Genomic DNA, 12,091 nt, shown 5'->3' with positions numbered 1-12,091 from the left:
GGGGCCGCAGCCCGTCGCCGGGTCAGCCGGCGCTCGGAGTCCGCTCCACAGACACGACCTTCACCGACTTGATGTCGGAGATCTTGCCGTTCGTGATCTCGACTTCCAGCGGGGTCGTGTCGCCGGTGTGGACCTTTCCGACGCCGAGCTTGTTGGCCGTCACGCCAGTCCCGCCGAGCGTGTCGCCGTCCTTGTCCAAGAAGTCCAGGCTCACGAAGTAGTCGGCGGTCTCCGCGCCCCGGTTCGTGATCGTGTAGTGGACGACATAGGAGTTGTCGCCCCTGGCGTGATCCTCGACCCCGGTCTTCACGATCTTCACGTGATCGATGGGGCCCGCAGCCTCCGCCTGCGCCGACGCGGCAGCCGAAGCCTTCGCTGCCGCGGTGGAGTCGTTCGCCGCCGACGTCGATCCGTCGTCGGATGAGCAGGCGGTGAGGGCCGCCGCAGCGGCCAGGGCCACGGTGGCGAGGGCAAGCCGGGTACGCATCTGGTGGTGCCTTTCTGGTGGTTCTGGGAGCGCAGAACCTAACGGCGCCAGCCCGGCAGACGCGGAGGAATCGCCCCGGACCGCACGAAGGAGGCAGCGCTCGATCGCATGCCCGCAGAGCGCGCAGCAGGCGCGCGGTCAGCGGCTTCCGGCTTCCCGGATGCTGGCCTCCAGCGCCGCCATCAGGTCCACGGCCGGCACCGGCTCCTCCGGCTCCTCCAGCCCCGCCCCCGTCATCTTCGCGACCACCAGCTGCTCCAGCGCCGCCGCGTACTCGTCGTGCAGCTCGGCGATCTCGACCCCGGCGAGCTGGTCCATCAGCAGCTCGGCAAGCTCCAGCTCCCGATCCGTCACCGGCGCCGTGCTGGACAGGTCGCCGGGTTCGCGGATCTCCTCCGGCCACAGCAGCGTGTGGAGCACGAGCATCCCGTGCCGGGGCCGCAGCACCGCCAGCCGCTCCCGGGTTCGGAGCGTCACCTTTGCGACCGCCACGGTGCCGTGCCGCGCCAGGGCCTCCACCAGCAGCGCGTACGGCCGCTGCCCCTGCTCGCCGGCCGCGCCGACCCAGTACGGCTTGGAGTAGAGGACCGGGTCGACGTCGCGCTCGTCGACGAAGCCCAAGACGTCGACGGTGCGCTTCGTCGGAAGGGGGAGCGCGGCCAGGTCCTCATCGAGGAGCACGACGGTCCGGCCGTCCGGCCGCTCCCACCCTCGCGCGATCTCCGACTGCGGGACCTCGACGTCCTCGCTCTCACACACCCTCCGGTGCCTGATTCTGGAGCCGTCGCGCGCATGAACCTGGTGGAACCCGGTGCCGTGCTCGTCGGTTGCCGAGTAGAGGTGCACGGGCAGGCTGACCAGGCCGAAGGTCACGTAGCCGGTCCAGATCGCGCGCATACCGACAGCGTGGGATGCGGGGCAGGGCGGTGCACGGTGGACTAGCCCGCCCGGAGCTCCGCCTCGGGGCGGCACTCCTCGCACGGCGAGACGATGTCCACCTCCAGCGCCACCAGCGCCTCCTGCCGGTTGAGCGTCCCACCCGAGGCCAGCCTGCAGCGTGCCCGGTGCAGGACGCCGCGCCCACCGTCCACCGGCACGTGCGCGAGCTTCCACCCCGCAGCCGCCGGCTCCCGACCGGCCGGCTCCGCCGACGGCTGGCCCGGTACGCGGATCGCCTCCGACGACCACCAGTAGCGCCGCCAGTAGTGCACCGGCCACCCGTCGGCCTCGAGGAAGCACACCCGCATGAGCAGCGTGACCCGTCCGTCGGCGTGCCGGAACTTCACGAAGACGGTCGCCTGGTGCCACTGGCCGCCGACCCGCACCTCCACCCGCGGCCGCCGGTCCGACGGGTACGCCTCGACGTCCGCGCCCGGCACGCCCGTCGGCAGGTCCTCGTGATGGACGCGCACCACGTCGCCGTCGAGGAGCTGCTCCTCGACCGGGCTCACCGCGCGGGATTCCATGCGCATCCCGGCGTCGTCCCAGTAGAACCAGGCGCGGCGGCGGCCGTCGGGCAGGGCCGGCCAGAGCGTCAGGTGGAGCGCGACCCGTCCGTCCGGGTGCTCACGGCGCTCGGCGGCGATGGCCCGGTACGGGTGCCCGGCGATCTGCAGCTTGACCCGGGGGCGGTTGTGTTCCGGGTACGCCTCGGTGACGGCGACCGGCTCGGCGCCGTCCCCGGGTCGCCGGGGCGGCACCTCCACCGCATCACGCCAATCGCTCACGCGTTCGACTGTAGGGCGGGGGAGAGGGCACAGCCAACCCCGTCCGTCGCGGACCCCTCGTGTGGGTTACCCCCCGATCGGCACCGCAGGCCCGCGCCCGGCCAACCGGACACCCGGCCCCCACAGCTCCATCTGCTGCTGCAGGCACGAGTCGCACAACGGATTGCCACCAGGCCCGTAGCGGCAGCACGGCTCGAAGCACTTCCGGCACGAGCCGTTCGCGATCCTCGGAGGTTGGGGCGTGGGAGTGGCCATGCCGCGCACCCTAACCCCGGGCACTGACAGCCGACCGGATCGTCACTCTCGGCATACGGCTGAACGCTCCCTGCTACCCTCGACCTGGATCCACCAGGCAGGCCCGGCACCCCACCCCGCCGGACCACCACGGCCCTACGGTCAGGCCGTGAGCTCATCACAGCGGCCCCCGCCAGTCACCCGGCGGGGGCCGCACCCCGTTCGGACCAGCGCAAACGTCCCGAAAGCCGCAATCCTGTACGATCCCGCCACGGTTGAGGGCAACCCCGGGGCCGGGCGGCAAAGGCCACTGCCGCCCGGCCGCCCTCATTCGGGGCGCTCGTCTGTGGCCCGCTGGTTCTTCTTTCGCTGGGCCCCGCTCAGCCCCTTGCTGATCTGCTGGGCGCGCTCCGGGGTGACCCCGCCGATGATGGCGGCGATCTCTGGCCACGTCTTCTTCTCGTCCTGCCGAAGGGCGTTCACTCGGGCCTGACGTAGCTCCCGCAGTCGCGCATGAAGGTCCGGCCAGTCCCGAAGGGCCTGGGACACGGCGGCTGTGCACTCGGCGTCGTCCTCCATGGCAGCGAACGCCTCGATGGCTTCCCGCAGCCTTCTCACCTCCTCAGGCTCGCTCGCCAACGTCCGCTCTCCCTTCTCGACACGAGAGCGTGGCCGAGCAACACCAACCCTAGGGCTTGCCTCTTGTATGGACAATCCCTAGGGTTGGTACTACGGGGCCACCTCCCAGCGGTCTCGTGCGTACAAGTCGGCCCCGGTCGGGCTCTCACACACCGACCGGGGCCAGCCAGACACCTGCTGACACAGGAGCTGACACAGTGCACCTTACTGATCTGACCTTCCCTGGCCCCCAGTGCGGGGCCGGTGAACTGCCGTTCGTCGTCGGCGAGTGGGACGACAACGCGCCAGCGATCCCCAGGCACCGGATCCCCGGCCCGCGCCGTTCGCCCGAGACGAAGGTGGCGGCGTGATGGCCCGGCCGACCGCCGAGGAGCGGGTCGCCGAGCTGCACCGCCAGGCCCGTGCCGACTACGGCACGCCGGCCGAACGCGCATCCCGCCGCACCGAGTACGACGAGGGCATTGCCCGCGCGAAGGGCCGTCCCGACGTGAACGAGGCCGTGGCCGTCGCCCTGGCGGGAGGTGGCCGGTCGTGACCTGGAGCCTGCGAGGCGAGCCGGACCCCGCATCGAAGAAGCGGAGTTGGTTCCACCGCAACGGTGGCGCGACCAAGGCGGCCCGCGAGGGCCAGGCATGGGAAGACCGCGAACGCGAAGACGAGCGGACCGGCCGCCGACGAGGCCGCCGCCGAGGCTGACCAATCCCCGTCCCGCTGGGCCGGGCCCGACTTCCCTGCGGGCCCGGCCCCTGTGACGTTCCCCGCCGAGTTGAGAGGCGAGACCCGTGACCGAGACCCCCGACCCGCAGCAGCCGCGCATTCCTGGAGTGAAGTACCGCCCCGTCACGCGGCACCGCGAGGAAACGACGGTGATCAACGGCGTGCCCGAGACCCGCCAGGTGCCGTACGACACCTGGGAGCCGGTGCCGCCGCGCGACTGGGACGACATCATCGTGCGCGGCGTGACCGGGGTCGCGGTCGGCGTGACGGTGCTGGCCATCGCGGGCACCACGGCCGCCGTCGGTGGCCTCCTGCACCGGGTCGTGCACAGCGCCGTGGCCTACACCGTGGCATTGGTCTTTGACCTGGCCTGGCTCGCCAGCATCGGCATGGAGCACGTTGAGCGGTGGGACACGAAGCGGGCCCGCGTGGTCCGCAACGTCGGCTGGGTGGCGCTGGGCATCTCGATGGGCTCGATCGTCGCGTTCGGCGGCGTCATGGAGCAATGGGCGGCCGGTGGCGTGGCGGCCGCGGTGCCGCTGCTGTCGAAGGGCCTGTGGTGGATGGTCCTGCGCACGTACGCGGTGCCGCTCAGCGAAGGTACGCGGTTCTGGATGAGCCGCCAGCGGGAGAAGATCGCCGCGACGTTCGCCGTGGCAGGACAGCTCCGCCGCCTCGACAAGCACCGGCGATACGCGGAGGCGGTATACGGGCCGCAGGCGTCGACGGCCGCCGAGATCCTCAGCGTGCCCGCGCAGCCGCTCCCGGCCGTCGAGGTGCCCGGACACGTCGCGGACACGTCCGGACGCCCGGACCCGGACCCGTCCGGACAGCCCGCGCCCACGGCGCCGGAGCCTGCACGGACAGTGTCCGGACACGACGAGGACACCGCGCCGGACACGGCCGAGGAGCCGCCCACGCCGGTGCCGCCCGTCGCGCCGGTCGGCGGGTCCATCGCGGCCACCATCCGGTCCGAACTCGCCAAGGACAAGGACATCAGCGACGAGGACCTGATCGAGCGCGTGCGGGCCGCCCACCCTGACCGCGACGACAGCAAGCTCGCCGGAACCGTGATCCGGACCCGGCACCGCCAGGAGAACCCGCAGAAGAACAGGCGGCGCGCCTGATGAGCCTCGTCACGCTCCTCGTCCTCGCCGGCCTGGCCGTGTGGGCGTACCGGCGCCTCCAGCACCGCGGTGGTGCGGGGGCGTCGGCCGCCGCCCGCGCCCGCCAGCTCCGCACCCCGGCCGTACGGCTCGCCACGCTCCTCGGCATCAGCACCCGCGCCGAGCACCTGGCCCGCCGCTACGACGCGGGCGCCGAAGGGGAGCGGCGCACCGCCCGCCAGATCAACCGGCTGCGCATCCACGGCTGGACGGTCCTCCACGACCGGGCGCTGCCGACCGGCCGCGCCAACGTCGACCACCTCGCCATCAGCCCCACGGGCACGGTGATCCTGCCGGACACGAAGCGCTGGGACGCCCGGTTCCCGGTCTACGTCTCCGGTGAGCACCTGATGCACGGCGGCCGGATCGTCACCGGCCGGCTCGACGCCCTCGCCCACGAGGCCGCCGCCGTCGCCCGCGCCCTCGGCGTCCCCGTGGTGCCCCTGGTCGTCGTCCAGGGCGCCCGGGTCGCCGACAAGCAGCTGTCGTTCCGGGGCGTCCGCATCGTGTCCGCCGACCGCGCCTGCGACGTCATGCGGCGCCTCGGCCGCCCCCACGGCCGCAGCAGCCGACGCCACCTCACCGAGCTTGCCCTGCGCAAGCTCCCGCCGCGAACGGACGTGACCCGATGACCACCACCGAGCCCGGCGCCGACGAGCGGCGCATCGGCATGATCCTCCGTCACTTCGGCGTCGGCTACACGCCGACCGGCGACGCGGAGGAGGAGACCGAGGAGCGCACGCCGCAGCCCCGCCGGTGGCCGCACCCGCCGCCGCTCTGGATCCTCGGCAAGACCAAGCCGACGACGGACGGCGATGAGGAAGACCCGGACGGCGAGCCCGAAGAGGAGGAGCCGGGGGAGGAGCCGAAGCGCAGGCGGCCTGTCCGGCGCCCACGGACACGGCGTCCGGACACGGACACGGACACCGAGGACGAGGAGGAAGAGGAAGAGGACGGCGAGGACGAGCCGAAGCGGACCGCCCGCCGCCCGAAGACCCGGACCGTCAAGAAGACGAAGACGGCGGAGGAGGGCGACGACGAGGACGACGACGAGGACGAGGAGGAGCCGCGGCGGGCACGTCCGCAGCGCCGCCCGCCGTTCGCCGCCCCCGGCGTCCCGAAGCGCCGCAAGTCGCTGCTCATGTCGGTCCGGACGATGTCCGGACACCACCGGTGGGCCATCTACAACGGCGGCGCGCTCGCGCTGGGCTTCGCCTTCGGTCTGCCTCAGTTCTTCACCGCAGAGACCGCGTACCTGGTCGCCACCAGCAGCTCATGGGCCGACCCGAACTGCCTGTTCTGGTACGCCGTCGCCGCTGGGATCGCCTGGGTGGACTGGCGCACCCGCGGCTGGTGGCCCGGCCTCGCCCTCCTCCTGCGCGTGCCCGCCGCATCCCTCGTCGTCGGCGTCCTGCTCTACGGCGACCCCACCTGACCGCCCCTCCCGGAACGGAACAAGCCCGTGAACAGCTTCCTCGGATCGCTCGGCACCGTCGGCGTCGCCCTCGCCCTGTCCGCGCTGCTGCTCCTCGGCACCCAGCCCGGCGGCCGGCTCAAGCCGCTCCCGTGGGGCGCGTGCCTCGTCCTGAGCATGGTGGCGGGCAGCGCCTTCAAGGCAGCCGGGCCGCCGTTCTCGTTCGTCTCCGACCTCGTCGGCGACGGCATCGGCCTGACGCAGGGCATCATGCCCGGCCTGACGATGCCCGCCCTCGCCCTCACCATGGTCATCATCATCCTGTGGAAGAAGCTGACGCTGCGCGGCATCAGCATCATGGGCATCGCGTTCTGGTACGTCGCGGCCGGGGCCGGGGGAGCGTGGGGCATCCTCGCCGACCGCATCCACGACATCGCCCAGAGCGCGGCATGAGCGCCCTCCACGCCGTGCCCGACCCCGGCGGCGACGAGCCTCCGGGGGAGCAGCTGGTCGACGTCGAGGACCAGGAGCACGACCTGGTCGACGACGCGGGGGAGGAGGCCGCGCCCGGGCGGGCGTTCACCATGCCCGACCTCCGTCCCTACCTTGACCCGCGCGGCGCCGCCGGCGAGATGGCTCAGCTCGGCATAGACGTCAGCCGCCGTCCCGCCCGTGCGGCGGGCCGCGGCCTCGCCGCCCTCCTGCGCCGCTTCCCCAACGGGAGCGGCGTTCTGCTGCAGCTGGTCGTCGGCTGGCTCACCGGCACGCGCGGCAAGAGCGGCGGCTCACTCGTCTACCGGCTCGGGGGAGCGGTCGTCGTCGGCTACTGCCTGTGGCGCGCGGTCGCCCTGTGGCCGCTCCGCGCCCTGCTCGGCCTCGCCGTGGCCTGGATCCTCGGCGCGGCACTCGCCGACCGGTGGGCCGCCGCCGAAGCCGAACGCGGCCGCCAGCGCGGCAAGGGCAAGGGCAAGGGCAAGGGGAAGGGGAAGGCGGAGCGGCCGGACCCCGAAGAGGCCGACGAGGAGACCCCCGCCGACGACGTCGACGGGGAGGAGGAAGAGGCCTCCGCCGAGACCCCGGAAGAGGACCTGCTGACGGCCCTGATCCGGGCCGAGATCGGGACCGAGAACGGGGTGCATCTGCAGGACCTCCGACCGGCCATGCGGGCCCGCTTCCCCGGGCTGCAGAAAGCCACCGACGAGCAGCTCCGTAAGCACCTCATCGCGGCCGGCTTCAACCCCTCCAGGAAGTTCCGCGCGAGGGGGGTTGCGGGGAGGCAGGGAGTACACCGGAAAGACCTCCCTCCACTCCCCTCCCCCGAGGGAGGCCCAGAAGAGGCCCCCTCGCGGTCTCCGCGCGGCGGAGACCGGCGCCGACCTGCAAACTCTCCGCCGCTCTCCGGTCGCGGGGAGCGGGGCGGAGAGCGGAGCGGGGAGCGGTCCGAACAGGATTTCAGCATCGTTCCTGACCCCGAACGGGGTCCGAATGCCTGGCGGATCCGCCACCATAAGTAGGACAGACGAGGACGAGGAGGACCGCCATGTACCGCTACCGGTGCGACCAGTGCCGCACGACGTCCCCGGCGGCCCACAGCCGCCACGAGCTGAACCAGCACCGCAGCAGCCACCGCGACCTGTTCCACGGCGGCCACATCCCGGACGGCGAGCACGTCATCGCCCCGCAGCGGATGAGCCTCCTCGACCTCCCGCGCGAGCAGCGCATCGCCGCCGTGGTCCTGGCGGTCGTGCTCGTCGTGGCGTGCCTGATCCGGTTCTGACCCGCGCACGACGAAGGCCCGCGCACCTGGGGTGCGCGGGCCTTCCTGCTGCCTGGGGTGTCGTCAGCCGCTGGCCGTCTCCGGGTCCTTGGGCGTGCGGAGGTGGGGGACGTCGTACTCGCGGGCGATGAGGCGGACGTTCTCCTCGGTCATCGGCAGGTGCTGGGCGATGGTCCTGTTGGTGACGCCCGTCGCCTTGAGCTCGTCGGCGATGCGTTTGCGCATGGCCTGACGCAGCCGCCTTTCCTCCCTGACCGACTCCTCCCAGGCGCGGACGTCTGCCAGGAGTTCTTCGCTGGGCCTGTACTCGTCGCTCATACCGAAATGGTTGCACAAGCCGACTTGGACAGGAAGGCGGCGCGGCTGTTTATGCAGGTGAGGCGGTCGAAATTTCCCCAAATTCATTTGCGTAACGAGGGTATCCAAGGTGGTTTGGAGAATGATGAATGTGTAACACTTCACCACAAAAAGGGAGTTACCGTGATCGACCCCAACAGCACCCCCCAGACCGCAGCGGCCGCCGGCCTCGCCGACCTCTTCGAGCAGGTCGACGCCGAGCGCGCCAGCGGCATCCACCGCTTCTGGGACTCCGCGACGGCCTACGACGCCACCCAGTGCCGGGAGGACATCAACGACGGTGACGTGCTGGTCGTCGAAGAGGAGCAGGTGGTCGGCTTCCTCGTGGAGGCCTGGCCGCACTCGATCACGGAGGAGCACGGCGAGTTCCACGCCCTCACCACTCCCGTCGGCGACTACCGGGACGGCAAGTACGCGGAGGCCGCGGCCCGGGCCGCCAAGATCGCCCGCGAACTCGGCTACCCCGTCCACCCCGGCATCACCGACCTGGTCGAGGAGCCCGCGGCGGCCGACGAGCCCGCCGAGGCCGACGAAGCCCCGGCCGCCGGCGACGTCATCCGGGTCGCCGTCCGCGCCTTCCGGAACACCGGCCCCCTCGCCACGGTCCACATCAACTGCAAGTGCCCGCTCAAGTCCAGCCTGATCGGCACGTACGCCACGCTCGCCGAGGCCGAGAAGGCAGCGGCCGAGTACCGGGCGGACGTCGCACCGCGCCGGTGCAAGCTGTCCGGCCCGCTCCTGGCCGCCACCGCCCCCGAGTTCGCCGCCGGTGACCGCGTCATCTGCCCCGACGGCGCCGCCCGCACCGTGAAGGGCATGTACCGGGCGAAGGGACAGCCGACCGCGGTCATCGTCGACGGCGGCGGCATGGTCGACCCGGCCACGGTGCAGCGCGTCGACACCTCCCGCATCCCCGAGGCCCGCCGGGTCGCCACCCTGTCCGCCGTCCGCGTCCGCACCAGCCCTGACCCGAACGACCCGGTATGGGCCGAGGCGCTGCGCGAGCTGACCGAGGCCCTGCGGTACCTGGAGCAGGCCGACCCCCTGTACGCCGAGGTCATCGCCAAGAGCGGCACCGAACGCCTCACCCTCTCCATCCCCCGGACCGACGTCCTCAAGGGCGACGTCCTCCACGCCTTCGGCGCCCGCCTCACCGTGAACGACACCGGCGTCACCGGGGCCCGAGAGACCGGCCAGTGCGACTGGTGGGCCGAAGTCCACGGCGTCACCGACGCCGACCGCACCAAGACCTACCGCTCGCCGTGGAAGGTGGCCCTGCCCCTCGGAGACGCCACCTGGGACGTCGTCACCGTGGAGCGCGACATCCACGCCCCCGACCTCCGGCAGATCAAGGCCCGCCCCGTCGTCGAAGCCGTCGTCCCCGGGCGGCCGGCGACCGCCGAGGGCGTCGCCCCCCGGCACGCCGCACACCCGGACATCGACGCCGCCCGCGAGGCCCTGCGCCCCCTGCGCCCGGCGGTCGTGGCCGACGACACCGAGGTGACGGAACCTCACCAGGCCGACCCCGAGCTGCACGGCTACCTGATCGAACCCCGCGGCCTCGGCCGGGTCGCCGCCTACTGGATCGAGGCAGGGCGCGCCGTGTCCGCCGATCACGGCTGGCACGGCCCGTCGCTGGCTATCCTCGCGGACAAGCTCACGATGGCCGGATGGACCGTCACCCGCCCGACGGGTAGCGGGATCTGCGTCTTCGCCCAGCGCCCCGCGGACTGACGTCCCCCAAGACGACGCCCCGCCTGCACTTGCCGCAGGCGGGGCGTCCTGCTGTCCGGCCTCTTCCCGCCCGCCCCCGCTTGACGATCATTTGACCAAATCCCTTTGGCTAACGAGGGTATCCAACGGCATTTGGTCAATGAATGAGGTGTCACACCAAACCACAAAACACCAGGTCAGCGAAGGGCGGCAGCCATGGACGGCACCCAGAACACCACCACCGAGACCACCCGGTGCCGCCGGTGCAACCGCCTCCTCCGCTGCCCGAGCCCCGACGGGTACGGCCCGAAATGCCGCACCCGCATCCGCAAGGCCAGCCGCTCCGAGGTCGTCGCCCCCTACAAGCCGCACCTGGTCGCCAAGGCCGTCGAGCTGCTGGAGCAGGGCGGCGTCCTCCCCCTCCGCGCCAAGCGGGTCTTCGAAGTCGTCTCCTCCGACGGCTCCAAGACCTACCGCACGGCGGCCACCGGCCAGTGCAACTGCCCGGCCGGCCTCAAGACCCGCCCGTACGCCTGCTATCACGCGATCGCGGTCCGCATCGCCGCGGTCGCCTGACCCCTCGGGGCCGGGCGACCGCCCGGCCCTACCGCCCCACGGAAGGACCGGACATGACCAGCACCTACACCCCCCAGCAGCGAGCCGCCCGCCTCGCCCGCGCCTTCGCCCACGTCCTCCTCGCCCACAACGCCCTCCGCACCAGCCGCCCCGAGCCCCGCGAGATCGCCGCGCTCCTCGACACCGCGGCGACGGTCCTCGAGGCGGCACCGCCCGCCACCGACATGCCCGACGCCGCGGCGGCCGCCCTGCACGAGGCCGGAGAGATCGCCGAGGACAGCGACGACATCTCCGCCACGGCGCTGGAGTACATCACCGCCACGATCACCGGCCGCGTGCCCGAGCTGCCCGACCTCAACCCCGCCCGCCCCGCCCACCGCTGGCAGGACCAGGACCTCCGGGCGCGCATCGCGACCGTCCTGCACGACGCGTTCGACAGCGACACCGACAGCAGCGTCCGCTTCGTCGCCACCGCGCTCCTCGCCCTCCACCGCAAGTTCGACCGGCTCACCGAAGACGTCGCCACCGACCGCTTCCAGCCCACCGCCTGACCAGCCACCAGACCAACGAGGAGGACCCGATGTTCCACGAGACGATCACCCACGCGGGCGGCACCACCACCGGAACCGCCAGCGAGGCGCACGCACTGACCCTGCTCGCCCGCAGCCACCGCCGCGGCCTCCACATCGAAGCCCGGCGCGACGGCGGCGCCCTCATCTCCTGGACCCGCCTCCAGTTCGGCCCCGGTGACGGCCAGGTCGACACCGTGGAGCGCTCGATCCGCCTCACCCCGACCGAGCTGCTGACCTCGGTCCTCCGAGGCGGCACCGTCCGCCACGACCTGGAGACCATCGACGCCCACTCCCGGTCCCGCTGGGAGAGCCCCCGCAGCAGGCGAGTCGTCATCATCGGCGAGGACGGCATCGAGGCCGTCACCGGCCTCACCCTCCACAAGCTCGGCATGGTCACCGACGCCCCCGGCGGCCGGGTCCGCCTCACCCTCGCGGCCCGCCTCGGCCTGCTCGCCTACCACCACCGGCCGCGAACCCCTCACCCGGACCGCGGCCTGACCTACTGCACCTGCGGCATGACCGCGGCCGCCGGCGACGACCCGAAAGAGGCCCGGATGGTCCGCGCCCGCAACCACCTCCGCGAGGTCACCGGAGCGTTCGTCACGGGCCTGACCCGCCCGGCCGCCCGGTTCGCCTGACCTCACCCCGCCGCGCCGGGGGGTGACCGGTCTGCTCAACGGCTGGAAATCCCCCGGCCTTTCTTAGCCAAACG

At 72.4% G+C, this 12,091-nt stretch carries 16 protein-coding genes; 11 read left to right on the top strand and 5 right to left on the bottom strand.

Annotated features, from left to right (window positions below):
* Positions 1-22: 22 nt before the first annotated feature.
* From ABZ312_RS09795 to ABZ312_RS09780, 4 genes are all read right to left on the bottom strand, one after another.
* The gene (locus ABZ312_RS09795; protein WP_500437108.1) at positions 23-460 is read right to left on the bottom strand and encodes a hypothetical protein; all 438 of its coding nucleotides are present in this window, start codon (positions 458-460) and stop codon (positions 23-25) included.
* 165 nt (positions 461-625) lie between these two features.
* Positions 626-1,384 carry a non-homologous end joining protein Ku gene (gene ku, locus ABZ312_RS09790; RefSeq protein ID WP_500437106.1) on the bottom strand — a complete coding sequence of 253 codons (759 nt, stop codon included), beginning with the start codon at positions 1,382-1,384 and terminating at the stop codon, positions 626-628.
* Positions 1,385-1,425: 41 nt separating this feature from the next.
* A complete protein-coding gene (locus ABZ312_RS09785; RefSeq protein WP_500437104.1) occupies positions 1,426-2,214 on the bottom strand; it encodes a DUF6233 domain-containing protein in 789 nt (262 codons plus the stop codon).
* A gap of 561 nt (positions 2,215-2,775) precedes the next feature.
* Positions 2,776-3,087, bottom strand: a complete 312-nt coding sequence (locus tag ABZ312_RS09780; protein WP_500437102.1) for a hypothetical protein — start codon at positions 3,085-3,087, stop codon at positions 2,776-2,778.
* A 349-nt stretch (positions 3,088-3,436) separates the two neighbouring features.
* Here ABZ312_RS09780 and ABZ312_RS09775 point away from each other — a divergent pair, with 349 nt between their 5' ends.
* The 7 genes from ABZ312_RS09775 to ABZ312_RS09745 all read left to right on the top strand — a co-directional run bounded on the left by ABZ312_RS09775 (position 3,437) and on the right by ABZ312_RS09745 (position 8,161).
* Positions 3,437-3,622 (top strand): hypothetical protein, encoded by a 186-nt coding sequence (locus ABZ312_RS09775; RefSeq protein WP_500437100.1) that lies wholly within the window; start codon positions 3,437-3,439, stop codon positions 3,620-3,622.
* Between the two features lie 247 nt (positions 3,623-3,869).
* Positions 3,870-4,931 (top strand): hypothetical protein, encoded by a 1,062-nt coding sequence (locus tag ABZ312_RS09770; protein ID WP_500437098.1) that lies wholly within the window; start codon positions 3,870-3,872, stop codon positions 4,929-4,931.
* Positions 4,931-5,602: a nuclease-related domain-containing protein gene (locus ABZ312_RS09765; RefSeq protein WP_500437097.1), complete on the top strand. Its 672-nt coding sequence runs from the start codon at positions 4,931-4,933 to the stop codon at positions 5,600-5,602. Before ABZ312_RS09770 ends, ABZ312_RS09765 begins: the two co-directional genes overlap by 1 nt.
* The gene (locus ABZ312_RS09760) at positions 5,599-6,405 is read left to right on the top strand and encodes a hypothetical protein (RefSeq protein ID WP_500437095.1); all 807 of its coding nucleotides are present in this window, start codon (positions 5,599-5,601) and stop codon (positions 6,403-6,405) included. The genes ABZ312_RS09765 and ABZ312_RS09760 overlap by 4 nt, the downstream gene beginning before the upstream one ends.
* 27 nt (positions 6,406-6,432) lie before the next feature.
* Positions 6,433-6,837, top strand: a complete 405-nt coding sequence (locus ABZ312_RS09755) for a hypothetical protein (protein ID WP_500437093.1) — start codon at positions 6,433-6,435, stop codon at positions 6,835-6,837.
* Positions 6,834-7,898, top strand: a complete 1,065-nt coding sequence (locus ABZ312_RS09750; protein ID WP_500437091.1) for a hypothetical protein — start codon at positions 6,834-6,836, stop codon at positions 7,896-7,898. The genes ABZ312_RS09755 and ABZ312_RS09750 overlap by 4 nt, the downstream gene beginning before the upstream one ends.
* Positions 7,899-7,924: 26 nt before the next feature.
* Positions 7,925-8,161, top strand: coding sequence for a hypothetical protein (locus ABZ312_RS09745; RefSeq protein ID WP_500437089.1), 237 nt, complete (start codon positions 7,925-7,927; stop codon positions 8,159-8,161).
* A 63-nt stretch (positions 8,162-8,224) separates the two neighbouring features.
* On the opposite strand, the gene ABZ312_RS09740 is transcribed toward ABZ312_RS09745, so the two are convergent.
* Entirely contained in the window at positions 8,225-8,479 is a 255-nt protein-coding gene (locus tag ABZ312_RS09740) for a hypothetical protein (RefSeq protein ID WP_500437087.1), read from the bottom strand.
* A gap of 162 nt (positions 8,480-8,641) precedes the next feature.
* On the opposite strand from ABZ312_RS09740, the gene ABZ312_RS09735 reads away from it, so the two are divergent.
* From ABZ312_RS09735 to ABZ312_RS09720, 4 genes are all read left to right on the top strand, one after another.
* Positions 8,642-10,252, top strand: coding sequence for a hypothetical protein (locus ABZ312_RS09735; RefSeq protein ID WP_500437086.1), 1,611 nt, complete (start codon positions 8,642-8,644; stop codon positions 10,250-10,252).
* A 195-nt stretch (positions 10,253-10,447) separates the two neighbouring features.
* Positions 10,448-10,807 (top strand): hypothetical protein, encoded by a 360-nt coding sequence (locus ABZ312_RS09730; RefSeq protein WP_500437084.1) that lies wholly within the window; start codon positions 10,448-10,450, stop codon positions 10,805-10,807.
* Positions 10,808-10,860: 53 nt separating this feature from the next.
* Complete coding sequence (locus ABZ312_RS09725) at positions 10,861-11,358, top strand: hypothetical protein (protein WP_500437082.1); 498 nt, start codon at positions 10,861-10,863, stop codon at positions 11,356-11,358.
* A 29-nt stretch (positions 11,359-11,387) separates the two neighbouring features.
* Positions 11,388-12,017 (top strand): hypothetical protein, encoded by a 630-nt coding sequence (locus tag ABZ312_RS09720; protein WP_500324179.1) that lies wholly within the window; start codon positions 11,388-11,390, stop codon positions 12,015-12,017.
* The last annotated feature ends 74 nt before the right edge of the window (positions 12,018-12,091 follow it).

The organism is Streptomyces sp. NPDC006207 (genome assembly GCF_040613835.1).
In the GTDB taxonomy this organism is placed as follows: domain Bacteria; phylum Actinomycetota; class Actinomycetes; order Streptomycetales; family Streptomycetaceae; genus Actinacidiphila.
Note: the sequence above shows the minus strand (reverse complement) of the source record. Positions and strands in the feature narration are given on the sequence as shown.

What these genes read in the sequence shown, in the direction of transcription:
- ABZ312_RS09745 (WP_500437089.1), top strand. Translation starts at nt 7,925, where the DNA reads ATGTACCGCTACCGGTGCGACCAGTGCCGCACGACGTCCCCGGCGGCC.
- ku (WP_500437106.1), bottom strand. Translation starts at nt 1,384, where the DNA reads ATGCGCGCGATCTGGACCGGCTACGTGACCTTCGGCCTGGTCAGCCTG.
- ABZ312_RS09725 (WP_500437082.1), top strand. Translation starts at nt 10,861, where the DNA reads ATGACCAGCACCTACACCCCCCAGCAGCGAGCCGCCCGCCTCGCCCGC.
- ABZ312_RS09730 (WP_500437084.1), top strand. Translation starts at nt 10,448, where the DNA reads ATGGACGGCACCCAGAACACCACCACCGAGACCACCCGGTGCCGCCGG.
- ABZ312_RS09765 (WP_500437097.1), top strand. Translation starts at nt 4,931, where the DNA reads ATGAGCCTCGTCACGCTCCTCGTCCTCGCCGGCCTGGCCGTGTGGGCG.
- ABZ312_RS09760 (WP_500437095.1), top strand. Translation starts at nt 5,599, where the DNA reads ATGACCACCACCGAGCCCGGCGCCGACGAGCGGCGCATCGGCATGATC.
- ABZ312_RS09750 (WP_500437091.1), top strand. Translation starts at nt 6,834, where the DNA reads ATGAGCGCCCTCCACGCCGTGCCCGACCCCGGCGGCGACGAGCCTCCG.
- ABZ312_RS09720 (WP_500324179.1), top strand. Translation starts at nt 11,388, where the DNA reads ATGTTCCACGAGACGATCACCCACGCGGGCGGCACCACCACCGGAACC.
- ABZ312_RS09740 (WP_500437087.1), bottom strand. Translation starts at nt 8,479, where the DNA reads ATGAGCGACGAGTACAGGCCCAGCGAAGAACTCCTGGCAGACGTCCGC.
- ABZ312_RS09775 (WP_500437100.1), top strand. Translation starts at nt 3,437, where the DNA reads ATGGCCCGGCCGACCGCCGAGGAGCGGGTCGCCGAGCTGCACCGCCAG.